This is a genomic window from Streptomyces sp. NPDC054813 (genome assembly GCF_053611365.1).
Genome location: NZ_JBSHAF010000009.1, coordinates 192,101 through 210,188, shown reverse-complemented (window position 1 = coordinate 210,188; position 18,088 = coordinate 192,101). Strand labels below are relative to the sequence as shown.

Below are 18,088 nucleotides of genomic sequence, written 5' to 3'. Positions count from 1 at the left end.
CTCTAGTCCTCGCCCGGTTATTTTGTTTAAACCCCACCCCTCCTTGGGGCCCCCCGTTCCCCGCTTCCCCCAGGGTCCCCTCCGCGGGGGGGACCCGCCCCTTCACGCGCCCGATCACCTTGATCGGCCGGGTCGGGGAGGCCTCGGGCGCCCGCCGTTTCGCCCCGTTGCCTTCGGGCGCCGATGGCCGGCTCGGGGCGCTTACAAGGCGTCGTGCGCCCCGCTCGTGCTCCGGCGTCACACCCCGGTGTGCGCGCTGGTGTCGTGCGCCGTGGTGATCACCCGCGCGCCCGGCGCGGGCGCTGTCGCCGTGCGCACCGTGCGGCAGGTGCCGGAGGCGAGGAGCGCCTCGGACACCTTCTGCGCCGACGCGGTGTCGCGGACCAGGAACGCCGTCGTGGGTCCGGAGCCGGAGACCAGCGCGGTGAGGGCACCGGCCGTGCGCCCCGCGTCGAGCGTCTGGGCGAGCTCCGGGAAGAGGGAGAGCGCGGCAGGCTGGAGGTCGTTGGAGACGGCGGCCGCGAGCGCGTCCGGATCACCCTTGGCGAGCGCGTCCAGGAGATCGCGGGAGGCGACGGGCTCGGGGATGTCGAGGCCCTCGGCGAGCCGGTCGAACTCGCGGAAGACGGCCGGGGTGGACAGCCCGCGACCGGCCATCGCGAACACCCAGTGGAAGGTGCCGCCGACCTCCAGGGCGGTGAGCCGTTCGCCGCGCCCGGTGCCGAGGGCGGCGCCGCCGACCAGGCTGAAGGGCACGTCGCTGCCCAGATCGGCGCAGATGGCGAGGAGTTCGGCGCGCGAGGCGCCCGCGCGCCAGAGCTCGTTGCAGGCGAGCAGCGCACCCGCCCCGTCCGCGCTCCCCCCGGCCATGCCACCGGCGACCGGGATGTCCTTGGTGATGTGGATGTGCACGGCCGGGTCGATGCCCCGGCGCTCGGCGAGTGCGAGCGCGGCGCGCGCGGCGAGGTTGGTGCGGTCCAGCGGCACCTGGTCGGCGTCCGTGCCCTCGCAGGTGACGCTCAGCGCGTCGGCCGGCGTGACCGTGACCTCGTCGTACAGGCCGACGGCGAGGAAGACGTTGGCCAGGTCGTGGAAACCGTCGGGGCGGGCGGCGCCCACCGCGAGCTGGACGTTGACCTTGGCGGGAACGCGTACCGTGACGCTCACTTGCCGGACTCCTCTGTCGGGGACGCGGACCGCGGCGCGGCGGCCGTCTGACGCTGTGCCCCCTGCGGGGACGCGGCCTCGGCGATCCGCGCGAACTCCTCCACCGTCAGCGACTCCCCGCGCGCCTGCGGCGAGACCCCGGCGGCGACGAGAGCAGCCTCGGCGGCGGCCGCGGACCCGGCCCAGCCGGCGAGCGCCGCCCGCAGGGTCTTGCGCCGCTGTGCGAACGCCGCGTCGACGACCGCGAAGACCTCGCGCCTGGACGCCGTCGTCTTCAGCGGCTCCGCGCGCCGGACCAGGGAGACGAGCCCGCTGTCCACGTTCGGGGCGGGCCAGAAGACGTTGCGGCCGATAGATCCGGCGCGCTTCACCTCGGCGTACCAGTTGGCCTTGACGGACGGCACGCCGTACACCTTCGAGCCGGGTGCGGCGGCGAGCCGGTCGGCGACCTCGGCCTGCACCATCACCAGCGTCCGCTCGATGCTCGGGAAGGTTTCGAGCATGTGGAGGAGGACGGGGACGGCGACGTTGTAGGGGAGGTTCGCGACGAGCGCGGTGGGCGGGGGGCCGGGCAGTTCGGTGACGTGCATCGCGTCGGAGTGGACCAGCGCGAACCGGTCCGCGCGCGCCGGCATGCGCGCCGTGATCGTCGCGGGGAGGGCGCCCGCCAGGACGTCGTCGATCTCCACGGCGGTCACTCGGTCGGCGGCCTCCAGGAGCGCGAGGGTGAGGGACCCGAGTCCCGGGCCGACCTCGACGACGACGTCGTCCGGGCGGACCCCGGCCGTGCGGACGATACGGCGGACCGTGTTGGCGTCGATCACGAAGTTCTGGCCGCGCTGCTTGGTGGGGCGTACACCGAGCGCTGCCGCGAGTTCACGGATGTCGGCCGGGCCGAGGAGGGCGTCGGGGAGGGGGCTGCTCACGGGACAAGGGTACGGGCCGCCGGGATCCCGCCCGCCGGTCACCCGTGCAGCCGTGCCCCGCAGTGCGGCCAGGGCGTGGAGCCGCGTTTCGTGTAGAGCTTCTTCGCACGGAACGTCTGCTCCTCGGCCGACGCGTCCTGCGGGCGCCCGCTGCCGCCGAGGCTGTGCCAGGTGTGCGTGTCGAACTGGTACAGCCCGCCGTACGTCCCGGAGGGATCCACCGCGGCCGCGCGGCCGCCGGACTCGCAGACGGCGAGACCGTGCCAGTTGAGGCCGTCGGCGCCCTTCACGGAGTCCGGGTGCGGCTTGGTGCCCACCTTGACGAGCTGTGCGCGCGGCTCGCGGACCACCTCGGACCGCTCGCGGCGCGGCTTCTGCCGGACCCCGTTGACGCTCCGCAGGTAGTAGGTGACCCGGCGCAGCCCGGGGCGCCCGGTCCGCTCGACCACCTCGGTGCCGTTGAACTCCGTGGGGTCCGGCGTCCGCCGCACCTCGAACGGGATGGCCTCCTCGTGCACCTCCTTGCCCTCCGTGACGCGCAGCACGGTCACCGTCTGCCCGTCGCGCGGGAAGCCGGCCTGCGGTACGGAGGTGGTGTCCTGGCCGTGGAGGGTGACTCCGGCCTCCTCGACGGCCTCGCGGACGGTCGCGGCGTTGGTGCGGATGGTGCGGGTTCTGCCGTCCGCCAGGATCGTGACCGTGCGCTCGGTGCGCACGTCGAGCGCGAGCCCGGCGCGTCCGATGCCCTGGGAGCGCGAGGCGGACAGGTACGCGCCCTCGGCCCGCACCCCCATCTGGGTGAGCGCCCCGTCGACGGTGCGCGCCGTCGTCCACACCTCGCGCCGCTGACCGTCCAGCGTGAGCCGCACGGGGCGGCCGTAGCGCACCGCGACCTCGTCCCCGCTGGCCAGCTCGGCGCCGGGGGCGGGCGCCACCACGTCGTGCGCCCCCACTCGTACGCCTTCGTCGGCGAGCAGTTCGGTCACGTCGTCCGCGAACGTGTGCAGGACGCGCGGCCGGCCGTCGACGGTCAGCTCGATCGCCTTGTCCTTGGCGAGGAACGCGGTGGTGCCACCGGCGAGGAAGGCGACGACCAGCGCCTGCGGCAGCAGACGGCGCACGGCGGAATCCGGGCGCTGGATGTACCGCGCCTTCCGCCGGCGCGCGGCACGTCGGCCCGCCCCGGCGCGCACTCCCGGCTCGGGCGCCCCACTCTCCGGCACGCGCCCGCCCTGACGCGGAAGCACCGGCTCACCGGGCTCACCCGGCTCGTTCACATACGCCTGCGCCTGCCCGGCCGGAGCGACCCGCGCTCCCGCCGCGGCCGCGATCTCGTACGCCGGCCGGTACGTGTCACCCCCGTAGGCGGCGGCCACGCCGTATCCCTGCGTCACGGCGTCGTGCACGCCGGGCACCGCGGGCGCGTCGTACACGCCTTGCTCCCCGTACGCGTCCTGCTCCCCGTGCGCGCCGCCTCCGCCGCGCGCCCCGGGCGCACCGTAGGGGTCGTACGCCTCAAACGTCTCGTACTGCGATGTGCTCACGCCGACACGCTCCAGAGGGCCAGAGGGGTCCGGATCGGGCCTCCAGAACCTAGCGGAGCGTTGGTCACTCTCCAAAGCGGCACGACTACGCACGGTCGCGGCCAGGCCCAAGCTGTGCCCGAGTGAGCGTTATACGTCAGTTACGATCGATGCACCCTCAGTAGTCGAAGGCGCGGGCCGTGTTCGCGCCCAGGGCCTTCGCCAGCGCGTCCTCGTCGATGCCCCGTACGGCGGCCATCGCGCGCACCGTGACCGGAATGAGATACGGGGCGTTGGGCCGTCCGCGGTACGGCGCCGGCGTCAGGAAGGGCGCATCGGTCTCCACGAGGACCAGCTCCAGCGGAGCGACGGCGAGCGCGTCCCGGAGGTTCTGGGCGTTCTTGAAGGTGACGTTGCCGGCGAAGGACATGAAGTAGCCCTCGCGGGCGCACACCTCGGCCATCTCGGCGTCCCCGGAGTAGCAGTGGAACACCGTCCGCTCGGGGGCGCCCTCCTCCTTGAGGACGCGCAGCACGTCCGCGTGGGCGTCGCGGTCGTGGATGACGAGGGCCTTGCCGTGGCGCTTGGCGATCTCGATGTGGGCGCGGAAGGAGTGCTCCTGGGCGGCCTTGCCGTCGGGCCCGGTGCGGAAGTAGTCGAGGCCGGTCTCGCCGACCCCCTTGACCTGGGGCAGCGCGGCCAGCCGGTCGATCTCGGCGAGCGCCTCGTCCAGGGCCGCGTCCCCGCCGGCCGTGCGGGCGCCCTGCCGGGACCAGCCGTCGGGGTCGCCGTGGACGATGCGCGGGGCCTCGTTCGGGTGCAGGGCGACCGTGGCGTGGACGCTCGCGTGCGCGGCCGCCGTCTCGGCCGCCCACCGCGAGCCCTTGAGGTCGCAGCCGACCTGGACGACCGTCGTCACGCCCACCGAGGCGGCCTTCGCGAGACCCTCCTCGACCGTGCCGGACTGCATGTCGAGATGGGTGTGGGAGTCGGCGACCGGTACCCGGAGGGGTTCCGGGAGCGGCGGTGCCGCGTTCTTGTCGGCCGCGGCGGAGGCGTTCGCGGAGGCGTTCGAAGGCATGCCCCGATCCTACGAAAGGGGCACGCCCCGCCGGACCCGCGCCCGGCTCAGCTCGCCTTGCGCTGGAACGGATGCAGGAGATCGGACAGGTGCCAGTGGTGGGACGCCTTGACCTGCGCGGAGGCCTCCGTCGCCACCGCGGGTCCGGTCTCGGTCTCCTCGGCCACCTCGGCCCCGCGGCCCTGCACCGGTCGCCCGGACGACTGCTGGGCCGCGCTGTGCACCGACGAGACCTGGCCCGCGCGCATGATCCGCAGGACATGGCCGTCGCAGTTCTGGCACGAGGGCCGGCTCAGCGGGGACGGGACGACCTGGCCGTTCGCCACATACATGACGAACTCGTGGTTGTCCGCGTCCGTGTGGTGCTCTATCTCGTACGACTGCTCCCAGCCGTGCCCGCATCGCATACACGCGAAGGAATACGACTCGTGAACGACGGCTGTGGCCGCACCGCGGAGGCCGGTCTGCCCTGCGATCTCACTCATGCCAGCTCCTCTTGTCCGCTGGACAAGCACCTCCGACCGCTGGGATTCCCCCCGGAATCCCATGAAGGTGAGGGACGGGTGCGTCCCTGCTGACCAGTGGACGCCTTCACCGGCGCGAATGCGACGGGCCTGTCGAGTGTTGGATGCGATTTGGAGTCTGCTTGCCAAATCGGCCTTGTCGCGTAGGGCTGGGCTTTGCGTTTCCCGCCCTTGCTTTACCGTCCCGTGGGGCGCGCGCTCAGAGGAGACGCGCCCCGCTCAGAGGACGAATCACCGCAGGTCAGAGGCGCATAGTCAGAGGAAGAGCGATGCGCTCAAGGATCAAGGGGCGCCCCCTTGCCGAACCCGGGTCCCGGGGCGCCCCGTCAGGGGCGCGGGGAACTGTCCGACCAGCCCCCGGCGACCCGCACTCGACTGCACAGGAGCAACCACGACGGCGCTGCCGAAACCGCCCTCACCCGTCGGCGCGCTTCGCCGCCACCACCGCGTCGAACACGACCCGCTTCGGAATCCCCGCCTCGACCGCCACCGCCGCGATCGCCTCCTTGCGGCGCTCGCCGGCCTCCTCACGCACCCGCACCCGCCGGACGAGTTCCGCCGCGTCGAGCTCCTCGGGTCCGCGCTCGGGGGCGCCCTCGACGACGACGGTGATCTCGCCGCGCACCCCGTCGGCGGCCCACACCGCGAGCTCGGCCAGCGGACCGCGCCGTACCTCCTCGTAGGTCTTGGTGAGCTCACGGCAGACGGCGGCCCGCCGCTCGGCGCCGAAGACCTCGGCCATGGCGGCGAGGGTGTCGTCGAGGCGGTGCGGTGCCTCGAAGTAGACGAGGGTGCGGCGCTCCTCGGCGACCTCCTGGAGCCGCGAGCGGCGTTCGCCCGCCTTGCGCGGCAGGAAGCCCTCGAAACAGAACCGGTCGACGGGCAGCCCGGACAGCGCGAGCGCGGTGAGCACGGCGGACGGCCCCGGGACCGCGGTGACGCGGATCTCCTTCTCCACGGCGGCCGCGACCAGCCGGTAGCCGGGGTCGGAGACGGAGGGCATCCCGGCGTCGGTGACGAGCAGCACGCGCGCGCCGCCGACGAGTTCCTCGACCAGCTCGGGCGTGCGGGCGGCCTCGTTGCCCTCGAAGTACGACACCACGCGTCCCTTGGGTGTCACGCCCAGCGCCTGCGTGAGCCACCGCAGCCGCCGGGTGTCCTCGGCCGCGATCACGTCGGCGCCGGTCAGCTCGGCCGCGAGCCGGGGCGGCGCGTCCGCGACGTCGCCGATGGGGGTGCCTGCGAGGACAAGGGTTCCAGTCACGCCTCCATCCTCGCAGCCGCCACTGACAGCACCGTCCCCCGGCAACCGCGGCCGCCGATCGCAAAGGAACCCACCTCTAAGCCCCATTGCACGGGACTCACACAGAACGGTTCCCTACGATGGCGCGGTGACCAGTACCGCGTCCTCCACGGACACCCGGCAGGGCCAGGCAGCGCTCGACGAGCGGTCGACGTGGCAGCAGCGGCTGCGCCGATTCGGCTACACGGCGAGCCCGGCGCGCACGGCGCACACCACCGGCGGCAGAAGCGCCGCGGGCGCCGGCGCGGGCGCCGATGTCGTCGACCGCCTGGTCCCGCCGTACGCCGAGCCCAGCTCCCGGCTGTGGCTCGGCCTGGGCGTGCCCCCGGTGCTCGCCGAGCGGATCACGCGGTGGTCGGCCTGGGGCGGCCCGCTCCTGGTGACGCTGATGGCGGGCCTGCTGCGGTTCTGGAACCTGGGCAGCCCGAAGGCGGTGATATTCGACGAGACGTACTACGCGAAGGACGCGTGGGCGCTCGTCCACCGCGGTTTCGAGGTCAACTGGGACAAGAACGCCAACGATCTGATCCTGCAGGCGAACGGCCATGTCACGGTCCCGGCGGACGCGGCGTACGTCGTGCACCCGCCGGTCGGCAAGTACGTCATCGGGCTCGGGGAGCTGATCTTCGGCTTCGACCCGTTCGGCTGGCGCTTCATGACGGCGCTCCTCGGCACGCTGAGTGTGCTGCTGCTGTGCCGGATCGGGCGCCGGATGTTCCGTTCCACCTTCCTGGGCTGCCTGGCGGGCGGCCTGATGGCGGTGGACGGGCTGCACTTCGTGATGAGCCGCACCTCGCTGCTCGACGGCGTGCTGATGTTCTTCGTGCTGGCGGCGTTCGGCTGCCTGGTCATCGACCGGGACCGGTCACGGGAGAGACTCGCGGCCGCGCTGCCGGCCGACGCGGACGGCCGGATCCGCCCCGACGCGCGCGTGGCCGACGCTTTCCGCTTCGGCTGGCGGCCCTGGCGCTGGGCGGCGGGTGTGCTGCTCGGCCTCGCGATCGGCACCAAGTGGAACGGCCTCTACATCCTGGTCGCGTTCGCCCTGATGGCGGTGTTGTGGGACGTCGGCGCCCGCAAGGTGGCCGGTGCCCGGCACCCGTACAAGGCGGTCCTGAAGTACGACACGGGGATCACGTTCCTGGCGACGGTCCCGGTGGCGATCGCCGTCTACCTGACGTCCTGGATCGGCTGGATCCTGTCCCCGACCGACGGCAGCGGCGGCTACTTCCGCAACTGGGCGGCCACCGACGGCAAGGGCGGCGACTGGACGTTCCTGCCGGACTGGCTGCGCAGCCTGTGGCACTACGAGCACGAGGTGTACCTCTTCCACGTCGGCCTGTCGTCGCCGCACACCTACATGTCCAACCCGTGGTCCTGGCTGGTGCTGGGCCGCCCGGTGTCGTACTTCTACGAGTCGCCCTCCCCCGGCGCGGACGGCTGCCCGTCGGACGCCGGACAGAAGTGCGCGCGCGAGGTGCTGGCGATCGGCACGCCGCTGCTGTGGTGGGCGGCCTGCTTCGCGATCCTGTACATCCTGTGGCGATGGGCGTTCCGCCGTGACTGGCGGGCCGGCGCCATCGCCTGTGGCATCGCGGCCGGTTACCTGCCCTGGTTCATGTACCAGGAGCGCACGATCTTCCTCTTCTACGCCGTCGTCTTCGTACCGTTCCTGTGCCTGGCGGTGGCGATGATGATCGGCGCGATCATCGGCCCGCCGGGCTCCAGCGACACCCGCCGACTGGTCGGCGCGTCGGGAGCCGGCGTACTCGTCCTGCTGATCGCCTGGAACTTCATCTATTTCTGGCCGCTGTACACGGGCACGGCGATTCCCATCGACTCCTGGCGCTCGCGGATGTGGCTGGACACCTGGGTCTAGCTGGGCAGAAACGTCACGAGGGCGCGGCAGTCAGCTGCGCCCTCGTGGTCGTTGTCGGTCGTCAGCGGTTGTCGTGGGCCGCCCTCAGACGGCCCGAGGACGGCCCGGCTCTGAAAGCCGGCAGATTTACAGCGGGCCAGCTCCACGCAGTCTGATCAGGCCTTTCCCTCTCTGTGGAGCCGTCCGGGGGACGCATGAGGGAAAGGCGACCTTGTGTTTACAGGGGAACCCCGACCAGGGGCGCCGCATCCGAGGCGCCCTTCATGCTTGTTCGCCCGTCTCAGCGGCTCCCTGGAGAGTCTTCAGAAGCGCACCAAGAGCCGTGTCTGCCTTCCGCAGCTCTTCTTCGGTTCGATCGCCTGGCTTGTTGCTGTAGGCGATGTAGGCGCCGGGCTCAGTTATGTGCCGTGCGCGCAGGGTGAAGCTGAGGATCGGTTGACGTCTGGTGGCGTCTCAGCGCACGATCAAGGACGGTTCGATACCCCAGACGCCCCTCAATGACGGCCTCGTAGTCCCGTGCTTCTGGCACGAAGCCCGGGAAGGGTGCCCCAAACTCCAAAAAGATCTGATCAGCTGTCCGTCCACTGACAGCGAATGGCGCTGGCAAGCGCACACCGTCCTCCGAATCTGGCCTGAGGCGATCCCGCGTATTCGTTCAAGGTAGGGGCAGCACCGATCATTGCTCTTCCGGGAACGACAAGCGAAGGTCGATCACCACGATGGGCTTAGCACCCGTGTTGTAGAGAACAAGGGGGAAGCGGAGCCGGGCCAGTTGCGGCGTGACCGCAGCAGCGAACGAGTGTGGCTCCCAGCTCCGTAGCTTCCCCTGGCGAGCATTGAGCCACCAGAAGGTGGTTACGGTGAAGATCAAGGCGCAGGCCGCCACGACGGCAGCCGCGGGAAGCGAGCCTGTGCTCTGTTGCCCCGCAAGGCATGTCTGACCAACCATCCGGCGATGACCAACCATCCGGCGAGTGTGGCAGCGCATGGCAGCAGCGTGTGCCCAGGAGCCGCCGCGCCTGCCGCCGCCCGCCTTTGAGGCCGTGTCCCGGCAGGGTGGAGCCTGATCATAGGCATCGTGCATGTCGGGTGCTAGCTGCCTTTGTGTGATGCTGTTGGCGCCGGGTTGGCGTAGGCCAGATCCATGGCATCGGCGGCTGACCGGGCACTATGCGGCGTCGGGAGCGGGCCGCGGCACGTTCGACTTCAGCGGCCGGTGTGCGGCATACGCCAGGTTTCGCTACCCCCCTGAGCGTCCTAGCTGCACTTTTGTACTCGCCACCCCTCAAACGCCACCGATCGCTGTGATCATTCGCCAGGGAAATGTCGACAATTGACGGCACAGCGTATCTTGATCTCTTGTGGAGCGCTGATGACTTGCGGTTACCTCGTTAGTCGCAGCTATGGGAGGCAACCTCCCTGCGCTTCGGTCTCCCGCGTATGCAAAAGGCCTGGTCTGGGCTGCAACCCCAAACCAGGCCTGTGCGCGGGACAGGGTGGGCCCGGCCGAGTATTCGCCGGCCGGGCTCATCCGCCCAACCAGTCGTCCGGCTCACCCCTCAGTGCGTCACAAGAAGTGCCGGACGCACCCCGCGATGGCAGTGACCGCGCTAAGAGTCACTACCGCCAACTCCACCCAATCCCTCTTGCGGCGTCGGCGGCGCTTCCTCTGCTTGGGTCGCACCATCGTTCGGCTCCTGTCTCTCGTTACTCCCGACCAAGTCGAGAAGCTGACCAGGTCGGACCCCGCTCATAGCGAGCCGGGCGTCTGGGCAGGACTGAGCCGAACTCATGGCAACCTATCGCGCACGCCGGAGCGAAAGGTGCGTGAGCGACTAATCGCCACGGTGCGCCAGGGACAGCCACATGAAGAGCCAGTGAGGGCGATTGGCCTGAAGCAGAGGACCGTTCTGCGAGCCTGGGGCTCACATAGCGGAGCGCTCAGGAGCAAGGCGACTCGTGAAGCCACGGGACACAAGCCGCTCGTACGCTTGGATCACGTTGCCGGGTACGTCCAGTGGAATGGTGAAACCTTGGGCGGGATAGATCAGTAGGCGTTGTAGCGACCCAACCAGCATGTCGACAACAAGGCGTGCGTTCTGGATCGAGTCGATGTATTCAGAGAGCGTCATCGGCGTGGATGCACTGACGAACTCCACCTCAGGCCACAGTTTGCGGGCGGTGGCGTAGGCTCGTCGTTCTTCGTACGGCTTGCTGACGAGGAGCACAGAATCAACGCCGATCCCGCGCTCTTCGAGGAGCGCCCGAGACAAGCTGATGTTCTGCCCTGTGTTCCGGGCGGTGGGCTCGACAAGGATCGCATTGGCTGGCACGCCCAACTCAAGAGCGCGGTCCCGGTAGTGCTCCGCCTCACCGCGCGGCATCCGGCCCTGCGTGGTCCGGCTAGTCGCGCCCGTAAAGACGATCAGCGGCATCATCCCGCGCTGGTACAGGTCGACGGTTGTGTCAGCCACTCCCAGATCGTGACTACCCAGACCGATACCGACCGAGCAAGGGCGCGGTTCGTGGTGCATCTGCTGGTAGTCCCACAGAAGCTGAGTGTCCTCCCAGTCCTCCTGTGCGGAGATCACGGCGAGCCTTCCTTGCCCTGGTCACGGGCAGAATCGGGGACCTTGAACTCGTACTCCCACGCGAACCGAGAGGCCGCGTGCACACCCACGGCGAATTCGACCACCGTGCCATCCGCCGTGTACGTAGTTCGGTGAAGCTCCACCACGGGTTCACCTACTGGAAGCTGTAGAAGCTGCGCCTCGCCTGCCGTCGGCACGCGGGCAAAAACAGCCTCTTTCATGTGGTCGATCTCGTACCCCGCGTCGTACAGCACGCGGTATCCGCCGCCACGGCCAGCGGGCCCTGGCGGCGGATACCGATGCGTGTGCCTTCGACATGTTCGGATCGGTAATAGCTGGTCAGGGTGGCGGTTGCGTCATGCTGGGAGACCTCCACAGGTCTGTTGAGGGCAGGTGGATTGGCGGCGGCCCCGGTTCTTGACGGAAGGGGGCCGCCGTGTCGTTCGCTTGAGCGGTCAGGCGACGGTGCTCATGCCGCCTCGCGGCCGGGCAGGAGCATGCCGTCGTCGGCCTTGCGGAGGGCTCCCGTGGCCGTAAGTGCCTTGATCTCGCAAAAAACGGTGCCCTTGTTGATGCCGGTCCGGTCGGTGACGTCCCGCAGCGTCCGGGCGCCGTCGTGAACGGCCTTGAGCACCCGGTCCCGGTTCGTCTCCGCCGGCGCCACCTCGGCCGGCGCTGCCGTGGGGGCGTCCTGTTCCTTGACCAGACGGAGCGTGCTCCCCGAAGGGCCGGCTGCAGTCCGGGCCCTGAGTTCCTATCTCGGTCACGCCGACCCGGGGGTTCACCCTCCGCACCTATACGCACCTCATGCCGAGCAGTGAGGGGCGCACCAGGAAGGCTGTGGATGAGCTGTATCTGTAGGTGATCCGAGTGGCGGCGGGAGTGGCCCGCCGCCACTCGGATCACTGGGAGTCGTACGCCTTGACGCTCACGGCCGGACCGCCGGAATACCTGGCCACGGCAGTAGCGGCGGCACCGGTGACCTTGACGACTGCGCTGCCGCCACCCGGGACGAGGACCAGTCCTCCGATGGGAGTGACGGACACCGCCTGCTGTGTCTCGCCCTCCGCCGGCTGGTCGTAAACGAGGTAGGCCACACGTGTCGTCACCGGATAAGGGTTGATGTTCGTCACGCGCACAGTGGTGAAGCGTGTGAACCTGCTCACTTTGCGTCCAGCGCTGTCTAGCTCCTGAACGGTCACAGGGTGCGCGCTGGCCCGGCTCTTGGCGGCGACGAGACGCTTGACGGTGACGCGAACGTCGTAGACCTGGTGTTCACCGGCTCCCGAGAAACGCAGGATGTCGAGACCCGCCCCGTACGGAACCACCAGACGGCCGCTGTCGCTGCCGTAGACGGTTCGGACATGCACCCTCGGCAGGGGGGCACCGTTCTGGTCGAGCGCGGTGAACGCCAGTACAGGGACGACCGACTCCTTGTTCGTGTTCTTGATGGCCAATGTCTGGCTGATGGAGTTGTCGCCCCCCTCGCGCTGATATGCGAACGACAGCGCGCTCTTGGTCGGCTTGGACGACCAGTGGGTCAAACCCGTCATGATCGCGGACAGCGACACCACAACCACCCAGCCCGCGATCAGAGTCTGTCTTCGTTCCACGTTCGCCTCTCCCCAGCATGCGACTGAGCCCCCACCCCTGGAAGCGCCGTCGGATCCTAGCCCGACCAACTGCGCAATGATCAAGCCGATTAGAGGAGCGGTGAACGTGCGCCACGTCCACCCGCATGTGACGCGGGGCACACCCTCTCACCCGGCCCCCGGCCCACACACGGCCCAGTGTGGAGATCGCATGCCCAGCCGGCGTGAAGTGCCTGTTCAGGTGCCTTGCCGACCGCCACGCGGTAGCTTCATCTATTTCTGGCCGCTGTACACGGGCACGGCGATTCCCATCGACTCCTGGCGTTCACGTATGTGGCTCGATACCTGGGTATGAGCCACATCCCTGATTTCTGTTCAGACAACAATTAGTCAACATCTGACACATGGCCCTCACATCCGCCTAGAGTGCGCACCACAGCCAGCTTTTGAACGCGTTCACAAAATGCGGCAAAAGCTCACGGGGAGGGGATTCGCACCATGCGCAAGGGGGTCAAGGCGGCCATAGTCGGCAGCGTCTGCACCGTGATGGTGGGCGGAGCCGGATACGGCGCCTACAACGTGCTGTCGGCGGTGCGGGGCGACGGCGGCGGCACGCCGGCCGTACGGACCGGGCCGCCCACCGCGGACGAGATCAGGGACACCACGGGCAAGTTCTTCGCGGCCTGGGAGAAGGGCCAGTCGGTGACCGCGGCGTCGTACACGAACGACTCCGCCGACGCCGAACCGGTACTCACCTCCTTCAGCGCCACCGCGCACATCAAGGACGTGCACATCACGCCCGGCAAGGCGACCGGAGCCACCGTGCCGTTCAGCGTGAAGGGGACGGTGTCCTACGACGGGAAGTCGAAGACGCTCGCCTACCGGAGCACGTTGAGGGTCGTGCGCGGCGAGACCACGCACCGCGCGCTCGTCGACTGGCAGCCGTCCGTGGTCCATCCGCAGCTCAGACGCGGCGACACGCTGGCCACCGGCGAGGCGGCGAGCCCGCCGATCGAGGCCGTCGACCGCAACGGCACGGTCCTCAGTAAGGACAAATACCCGTCCCTGGGCCCGATCCTGGACGAGCTGCGCAGCCGCTACGGCGACAAGGCGGGCGGCACCCCGGGCGTGGAGCTGGTGATCCAGCACGCGTCCGAGGAGTCCGCCGACACCACGCTGCTGACCCTCGCGGCGGGCAGGGCGGGCAGGCTGCGCACGACGCTCGACGCGCGCGTGCAGGCCGCCGCCGAGACCGCGGTGACGAAGTACGCCGAGTCGTCGGTGGTGGCCGTCAAGCCCAGCACCGGCGAGGTGCTCGCGGTCGCCAACCACCGTGAGGACGGCTTCAACGCGGCCTTCCTCGGCGAGCTGGCCCCCGGCTCCACCATGAAGATCATCAGCGCGGCCACCCTCATCGACACCGGGATCACCACGATGAACGGCCCGGCGCCCTGCCCGCCGACCGCGACCTGGCAGAGCCAGACCTTCAGCAACCTCAAGGGACTGCAGCCGGACCTGAAGGCCACCCTCTCGGACAGCTTCGCGCGGTCCTGCAACACGGCGTTCGTGAAGTACGCGGACTCCGTCCAGGTCGACTCGCTCACCAAGGAGGCCGAGGACCGCTTCGGGCTCGGGCGCAACGACTGGAAGGTCGGCATCCCGAGCTTCGACGGCCGTGTCCCCGCCTCCGGCGGCCCGGACACCGCGGCCAACCTCATCGGCCAGGGCCAGGTGCAGATGAGCCCGCTGAACATGGCGTCGGTGACGGCGACCGCGATGACGGGAACCTTCCGGCAGCCGGTGCTCGTTTCACAGAAACTGGACAGCCGTGAAGTGGCCACCGCGAAGGGCCTGTCGACGAACACGGTCGGCCAGTTGCGCTCCATGATGAACCGCACGGCGACCAGCGGCACCGCGGCCGGGGTGATGAGCGGGCTGCACGGCAGCATCGGCGCCAAGACGGGTTCGGCGGAGGTCGACGGACAGTCCAAGTCGAACAGCTGGTTCGCCGGTTACCGCGACGACGTCGCGGCCGCGGCCATGACCCAGGACGGCGGTCACGGCATTGACGCGGCCGGTCCGATTGTCGCGAGTGTGCTACGGATCGGTGGGTGAAGTCACTCCCACAGGGCGGGACTCTAGGCTGTTGCAGTCGTTGGGGAGCGTGAGGGCTACGGGGCGGCGGTGGCCCTGGGGAAGTGCGCGGAGGAACTGGACTGTGGGCAAGAGAAGGCGCGTCGTCGAACGACGGCAGAAGAGACCCGCCGTCATCGGCGGGATGATCGCCGTCGTGGTCGGCGGCGCCGGCTTCGGCCTCTACGCGCTGTACGGCGGCGGAGCGGCCGACGCGGCGTCGAAGGCGTCAGCAACCAAGCCCGTCAAGACCGGGCCGTTGTCGGCGACCGAGGTGCAGACGACGGCGCGGACCTTCCTGACCTCCTGGCAGCAGGGCAAGGTCACGCAGGCCGCCGCCGTCACGGACGACGCCAAGGCCTGCGTCAGGCTGCTCACCGGCTACGCCAAGGACGCCCACGTCAAGGACGTCACGCTCACCGAGGGCACGCGCACCGGCGGCAAGGTCCCGTTCTCGGTGAAGGCGACGGTGTCGTACAAGGGCGTCAGCAAGCCGCTGTCGTACGACTCCTCGTTCAGCGTCGTGCGGCGCACCAGCGACGGCAAGCCGGTGGTCGACTGGCACGCCGCGGTCGTCCACCCGGACCTCGCGGACGGCGACACCCTGGCCACCGGCGAGTCCGGCACGCCGCCCATCAAGGCCCTGGACCGTGACGGCGGGGAGATCACCACCGCCAAGTACCCGTCGCTGGGCACGGTCCTGGACGGGCTCCGGGAGAAGTTCGGCAAGAAGGCCGGCGGCAAGGCGGGCGTCGAACTGCGCGTGGTGCGCGGCCAGGCGTCCGAGACGGCGAAGCTGTCCGACAAGACCCTCCTGGAGCTCAGCAAGGGCACGCCGGGCACGGTGAAGACGACGCTCAGCCCCACCCTCCAGGCGGCCGCCGAGAAGCAGGTCACCACGCAGAAGAACGCCTCGGTCGTCGTGATGCGTCCGTCGACCGGCGAGATCTACGCCGTGGCCAACTCCAGCCACGGCTTCAACGTGGCCTTCCAGGGCTCGCTGGCCCCCGGCTCCACGATGAAGATCGTCACCTCGACGATGCTGTTCGAGAAGGGGCTCATCACCCCGGACGCCTCCCACCCCTGCCCGAAGACGTACAAGCTGGCCGGGTGGACGTTCCACAACGACGACGACTCCGAGATCAAGAAGGGCACGTTCAAGTTGGCCTTCGGGGCGTCCTGCAACAACGCCTTCATCAACTTCGCGCCCAAGCTGTCCAACAGCGACCTGACGACCGAGGCGCAGCAGGTCTACGGCCTCGGTATGAACAACTGGGCCATCGGCGTCCCGACCTTCGACGGCTCGGTCCCGGTGCAGAGCGGCGCGCAGATGGGCGCCTCGCTGATCGGGCAGGGCGGGGTGCGGATGAACCCGCTGAACATGGCGTCGGTGGCGTCCACCGTCGAGACCGGCGCCTTCCACCAGCCGTACCTGGTCTCCCCCTCGGTCGACAACCGGACCGTCGCCAAGGCCTCGCGCACGATGTCCGCGAAGACACAGTCCGAGCTGAAGGAGGTCATGCAGTACACGGCGGCGTACGGCACGGCCGCCAAGGCGATGGCCGGTCTCGGCCCGGACTACGGCGCCAAGACGGGCTCGGCGGAGGTCGACGGGCAGAAGAAGCCGAACGGCTGGTTCACGGCGTACAAGGGCGATCTGGTGGGCGCGGGCGTGGTCCAGGCCGGCGGCCACGGCGGCGACACGGCCGGGCCGATCGTGGCGGCGCTGCTGAAGCTGGGGTCGTCGCTGTAGGCGGCGCTAGCCGGCCACAGGGGTGCTCATGTAGGTGCGCCTGAGGAAGCGCAGCAGCGCCTTCGACTCGAACTGCACCACCGCCGTGCCGTGGTCGGAGTGGAACTCCACCACGGCCTGCACCCGCCCCAGCGGCCACACCCGTACGTCACCGCTCTCCGCCGGTGCCCTGAGTCCCTGCTCCAGCAGCGCGCGCGAGAACGTCCATTCGTCCGTCCCGGGCAGGCCCACCCGCACCGATCGCGGATCGGCTTCGGGGTCGTAGCGCAGGACGACGGGCACCGCACCCGGGTCCTCCCGCGCGTCCTCGTCCGTGACGATGTGGGCTCGCGCATACTGCTCGACTACAGACATCGGACTGCCCTTTACGCTCCGTTACCTTTGCGAAAGCTGTGCATCCGCTTCTTCTCCAAATGTCGCACATTTTCCGGATTGTGCTTGCGGAGGCCGCGACATCTCATGCGACTCCTCGGTACACCTCCACATGCTTCGGCCCGCCTCGGTGTGCAATACACAACTCTCTCGCTCTTGCAAAAGCTTCGCAACAACACCTTAAAATCGAACCGTGCATGTACCTGACGGATTCATCGACGCCCCCACCTCCGCGGTCACCGCGGTGGTCGCGGCCGGTGCCCTCGCAGTGAGCCTGCGCGGCGCCCGCCGTGAACTCGACGAGCGCACGGCGCCGCTCGCCGGCCTGGTGGCGGCGTTCATCTTCGCCGTACAGATGCTCAACTTCCCCGTCGCGGCCGGAACAAGCGGGCATCTCCTGGGCGGAGCGCTGGCCGCGATACTCGTCGGCCCGTATACCGGCGTCCTGTGCGTCTCCGTGGTGCTGCTGATGCAGGGCATCCTGTTCGCGGACGGCGGCCTGACCGCGCTCGGCGTCAACATCACCGACATGGCGATCGTGACGACCGTCGTCGCGTACGCCGTCTTCCGGGGTCTGCTGAAGGTCCTGCCGCGCACCCGGCGTTCGGTGACCGCCGCCTCCTTCGTCGCCGCCCTGCTCTCCGTCCCGGCCGCCTCCGTCGCCTTCACCCTCCTGTACGCGATCGGCGGCACCACCGACGTCTCCATCGGCAAGGTGGCCACGGCCATGATCGGTGTGCACGTCCTCATCGGCGTCGGCGAGGCCGCGATCACCGCGCTCACGGTCGGCGCCGTCATCGCGGTGCGCCCGGACCTGGTGTACGGAGCGCGCGAGCTGCGGCAGGGCTTGAAGTTGCGCGTGAACGGCGTGCTGGTGGACGCGCCCCCGTCGCAGCCGGCGCCCACGGCGCCCGTGGCGGCGCGCACCTCGCGGCGCGCGCTGTGGATCACCGGGCTCGCCACCTCTCTGGTCCTCGCCGGCGTCGTCAGCTTCTACGCCTCAGCCGACCCGGACGGTCTGGAGAAGGTCGCCCACGACAAGGGCATCGACGTGAAGGCTCAGGAGCACGCGGCCGCCGACTCCCCGCTCGCCGACTACGGCGTCAAGGACGTCTCCGACACCCGTCTCTCCGGCGGTCTCGCGGGCGTCATCGGCGTCGGCGTGACCGTCGTCGCGGGCAGCACGGTGTTCTGGGCGGTACGCAGGCGCCGGGGCGCGGAAGCGCCGTCCGAGGCGCTCTGAC

14 protein-coding genes and 2 pseudogenes are annotated in these 18,088 nt (G+C 69.7%); 5 read left to right on the top strand and 11 right to left on the bottom strand.

The window, feature by feature from the left end:
* Window positions 1–237: 237 nt before the first annotated feature.
* The 6 genes from ACWGJB_RS20280 to rsmI all read right to left on the bottom strand — a co-directional run bounded on the left by ACWGJB_RS20280 (window position 238) and on the right by rsmI (window position 6,485).
* Window positions 238–1,167: a 4-(cytidine 5'-diphospho)-2-C-methyl-D-erythritol kinase gene (locus ACWGJB_RS20280; protein WP_453381519.1), complete on the bottom strand. Its 930-nt coding sequence runs from the start codon at window positions 1,165–1,167 to the stop codon at window positions 238–240.
* Complete coding sequence (rsmA, locus tag ACWGJB_RS20275) at window positions 1,164–2,093, bottom strand: 16S rRNA (adenine(1518)-N(6)/adenine(1519)-N(6))-dimethyltransferase RsmA (RefSeq protein WP_453381518.1); 930 nt, start codon at window positions 2,091–2,093, stop codon at window positions 1,164–1,166. The genes ACWGJB_RS20280 and rsmA overlap by 4 nt, the downstream gene beginning before the upstream one ends.
* A 38-nt stretch (window positions 2,094–2,131) precedes the next feature.
* Window positions 2,132–3,637, bottom strand: a complete 1,506-nt coding sequence (locus ACWGJB_RS20270; RefSeq protein WP_453381517.1) for a ubiquitin-like domain-containing protein — start codon at window positions 3,635–3,637, stop codon at window positions 2,132–2,134.
* Between the two features lie 157 nt (window positions 3,638–3,794).
* Window positions 3,795–4,697, bottom strand: coding sequence for a TatD family hydrolase (locus tag ACWGJB_RS20265; protein WP_453381516.1), 903 nt, complete (start codon window positions 4,695–4,697; stop codon window positions 3,795–3,797).
* 47 nt (window positions 4,698–4,744) lie between these two features.
* Window positions 4,745–5,182: a hypothetical protein gene (locus ACWGJB_RS20260; RefSeq protein WP_453381515.1), complete on the bottom strand. Its 438-nt coding sequence runs from the start codon at window positions 5,180–5,182 to the stop codon at window positions 4,745–4,747.
* Window positions 5,183–5,636: 454 nt separating this feature from the next.
* Window positions 5,637–6,485: a 16S rRNA (cytidine(1402)-2'-O)-methyltransferase gene (rsmI, locus tag ACWGJB_RS20255; protein WP_450765487.1), complete on the bottom strand. Its 849-nt coding sequence runs from the start codon at window positions 6,483–6,485 to the stop codon at window positions 5,637–5,639.
* Window positions 6,486–6,612: 127 nt separating this feature from the next.
* Between rsmI and ACWGJB_RS20250 the strand changes: the two genes are divergently transcribed.
* Window positions 6,613–8,403, top strand: a complete 1,791-nt coding sequence (locus ACWGJB_RS20250) for a dolichyl-phosphate-mannose--protein mannosyltransferase (RefSeq protein WP_453381514.1) — start codon at window positions 6,613–6,615, stop codon at window positions 8,401–8,403.
* A gap of 1,925 nt (window positions 8,404–10,328) precedes the next feature.
* On the opposite strand, the gene ACWGJB_RS20245 is transcribed toward ACWGJB_RS20250, so the two are convergent.
* From ACWGJB_RS20245 to ACWGJB_RS20235, 3 genes and pseudogenes are all read right to left on the bottom strand, one after another.
* The gene (locus ACWGJB_RS20245; protein ID WP_453381513.1) at window positions 10,329–10,994 is read right to left on the bottom strand and encodes a YdcF family protein; all 666 of its coding nucleotides are present in this window, start codon (window positions 10,992–10,994) and stop codon (window positions 10,329–10,331) included.
* Window positions 10,991–11,346 (bottom strand): annotated as a pseudogene (locus tag ACWGJB_RS20240) (UTRA domain-containing protein); the annotation flags it as partial. The gene ACWGJB_RS20245 and the pseudogene ACWGJB_RS20240, both read right to left, overlap by 4 nt.
* A 117-nt stretch (window positions 11,347–11,463) precedes the next feature.
* Window positions 11,464–11,658, bottom strand: a complete 195-nt coding sequence (locus ACWGJB_RS20235; protein WP_453381512.1) for a hypothetical protein — start codon at window positions 11,656–11,658, stop codon at window positions 11,464–11,466.
* A 73-nt stretch (window positions 11,659–11,731) separates the two neighbouring features.
* On the opposite strand from ACWGJB_RS20235, the pseudogene ACWGJB_RS20230 reads away from it, so the two are divergent.
* Window positions 11,732–11,855: pseudogene (locus tag ACWGJB_RS20230) on the top strand (tyrosine-type recombinase/integrase); the annotation flags it as partial.
* A gap of 41 nt (window positions 11,856–11,896) precedes the next feature.
* On the opposite strand, the gene ACWGJB_RS20225 reads toward ACWGJB_RS20230, so the two are convergent.
* Entirely contained in the window at window positions 11,897–12,607 is a 711-nt protein-coding gene (locus ACWGJB_RS20225; RefSeq protein ID WP_453381511.1) for a hypothetical protein, read from the bottom strand.
* Between the two features lie 477 nt (window positions 12,608–13,084).
* On the opposite strand from ACWGJB_RS20225, the gene ACWGJB_RS20220 reads away from it, so the two are divergent.
* Together ACWGJB_RS20220 and ACWGJB_RS20215 are read left to right on the top strand one after the other, a co-directional pair.
* Window positions 13,085–14,701, top strand: a complete 1,617-nt coding sequence (locus tag ACWGJB_RS20220) for a penicillin-binding transpeptidase domain-containing protein (RefSeq protein ID WP_453381510.1) — start codon at window positions 13,085–13,087, stop codon at window positions 14,699–14,701.
* Between the two features lie 103 nt (window positions 14,702–14,804).
* Complete coding sequence (locus tag ACWGJB_RS20215) at window positions 14,805–16,472, top strand: penicillin-binding transpeptidase domain-containing protein (protein WP_453381509.1); 1,668 nt, start codon at window positions 14,805–14,807, stop codon at window positions 16,470–16,472.
* Window positions 16,473–16,478: 6 nt separating this feature from the next.
* On the opposite strand, the gene ACWGJB_RS20210 is transcribed toward ACWGJB_RS20215, so the two are convergent.
* Window positions 16,479–16,826, bottom strand: a complete 348-nt coding sequence (locus tag ACWGJB_RS20210) for an SsgA family sporulation/cell division regulator (protein ID WP_453381508.1) — start codon at window positions 16,824–16,826, stop codon at window positions 16,479–16,481.
* A 211-nt stretch (window positions 16,827–17,037) separates the two neighbouring features.
* On the opposite strand from ACWGJB_RS20210, the gene ACWGJB_RS20205 reads away from it, so the two are divergent.
* Entirely contained in the window at window positions 17,038–18,087 is a 1,050-nt protein-coding gene (locus tag ACWGJB_RS20205) for an energy-coupling factor ABC transporter permease (RefSeq protein WP_453381507.1), read from the top strand.
* Window position 18,088 lies beyond the last annotated feature (1 nt).